At 60.0% G+C, this 1,841-nt stretch carries 1 protein-coding gene; it reads left to right on the forward strand.

What is annotated here, in order from left to right; translation table 11 throughout:
- The first annotated feature begins 98 nt into the window (after positions 1-98).
- Positions 99-1,367 carry an IS256 family transposase gene (locus G6N73_RS35445; RefSeq protein ID WP_165034504.1) on the forward strand — a complete coding sequence of 423 codons (1,269 nt, stop codon included), beginning with the start codon at positions 99-101 and terminating at the stop codon, positions 1,365-1,367.
- Positions 1,368-1,841: the final 474 nt, after the last annotated feature.

Below are 1,841 nucleotides of genomic sequence, written 5' to 3' on the forward strand. Positions count from 1 at the left end.
GAGCTATGGTGGAAACTGGGTGATGACGGTTTGAGGAGAGCGGCGTATCGAGGCGGGTGATGAAGCCTGCCAGAACCTCTCGAGGAGAGCGATACGCCATGAACGAGACTATCAACATTGTTCGCCTTCGTCAGCCTGACGAGTTTGATGATCCACTGACGGATGTGCTTCGCACCGGGGCGCGCAAATTGCTGGCGCAGGCGATCGAGATCGAGGCCGAGACGTTTCTTGCCGAGATGCGGGATCTCAAGCTTGCCGATGGCCGTGACCGGATTGTCCGGCATGGTCACGGCCCGGAACGGAGCATCCAGACGGGCATCGGGCCGGTGCCAGTCAGCCGGGTGAAGATCCGGGATCGCGGCGCGAATGGCGAGGTTGATCGGGTCCGGTTCTCCTCATCGATCCTGCCGAAATGGGCGCGTCGGACGCGAAGTCTGGATGCGCTGCTTCCCGTTCTCTACCTGCGCGGCGTTTCGACAGGGGATTTCCAGGAAGCGCTGAGCGCGCTTATGGGCAAGGACGCGCGGAACCTTTCACCCTCGGTGATCACGCGGCTGACGGCGGAGTGGAACGCCGACTACGAGCGTTGGCAAAAGCGCGATCTTTCGGCGCGGCGCTATGTCTATGTGTGGGCGGACGGGGTTTACCTGCAGGCGCGCATGGAAGACCAAGCCGAATGCATGCTGGTCCTGATCGGCGCCACGCCCGAGGGCAGGAAAGAACTCGTCGGTTTCCAGACCGGCGTTCGCGAGAGCGCGCAGAGCTGGCGCGAGTTGCTGGTCGACGTGAAGCGGCGTGGCCTGAAGATCGCGCCCGATATTGCCGTCGGCGATGGCGCGCTCGGCTTCTGGAGGGCGCTCGACGAGGTCTTTCCCGGCACCAGGCACCAACGCTGCTGGGTGCACAAGACAGCCAACGTCCTGAACAAGGTGCCGCTCTCGGTGCAGGTCAACATGAAGACGGATTTGCGCGAGATTTACGGCGCGCCGACACGGTCAGCAGCCGAAATGGCGATCGATGTGTTCACCGAGAAATACGGCGTGAAGTACGACAAGGCGGTCGACTGCCTGACGAAGGATCGCGAGACGTTGCTGGCGTTCTACGACTTCCCCGCCGAACACTGGGATCATCTGCGAACGTCGAATCCGATCGAGAGCGTCTTTGCCACCGTTCGCCACCGAACGGTGCGCACGAAGGGCTCCCTGTCGTCGAAGACCGCCAGGCTGATGGTCTTCAAGCTCGTCATGGCCGCCGCCAAATCCTGGCGTCGATTGAAGGGACAAAATCAGTTGCCGAAACTGCTCGCAGGTGCCAGATTCCAGGATGGGATCGAGGTCATCGAAATGAAGCCGCAAAGCGCCGCTTGATCTACCCCGTCACCCAAAATCCGTCATAGCTCTCCACATCGCTTCCATGCCCTCATCGAATCAACTCAACTGCATGGAATCACAAACGATTCATATCATTCAACTTCTTTGTGGACCGACACTAAGGCCGGAAATGAAAGAGGCGATCGAATTTCTCCGGTCGCCTCTGTTCGATTCGGCCCTGCCGCTCTGCGTATCGCATCTGGCGCTGGCGATCCGCTGTGACAAACGAGCGCTTCATCGCACGCTGGCCGAAACCAGCAATGGGATCATGTCACTACTTCAACCGGCTCGATTACGTCGCGCCGATGAACCGAGAGCATGCGTTCTGCGTGGCGGCCGAGAGACTACTTGGCATTAATTCCCAAGCTCGGCCAGCCCATCCAACCGCCAATCCAGCGAGGTCTCCATGACACAGATCCGAGCCGACAACCAGCCCGTCACCCAAATCACCATCATCGATTCTGAACCGGG

The organism is Allomesorhizobium camelthorni (genome assembly GCF_011045125.1).
GTDB lineage: Bacteria > Pseudomonadota > Alphaproteobacteria > Rhizobiales > Rhizobiaceae > Allomesorhizobium > Allomesorhizobium camelthorni.

Coding starts and splice junctions, on each gene's coding strand:
- G6N73_RS35445 (WP_165034504.1), top strand. CDS start 99: ATGAACGAGACTATCAACATTGTTCGCCTTCGTCAGCCTGACGAGTTT.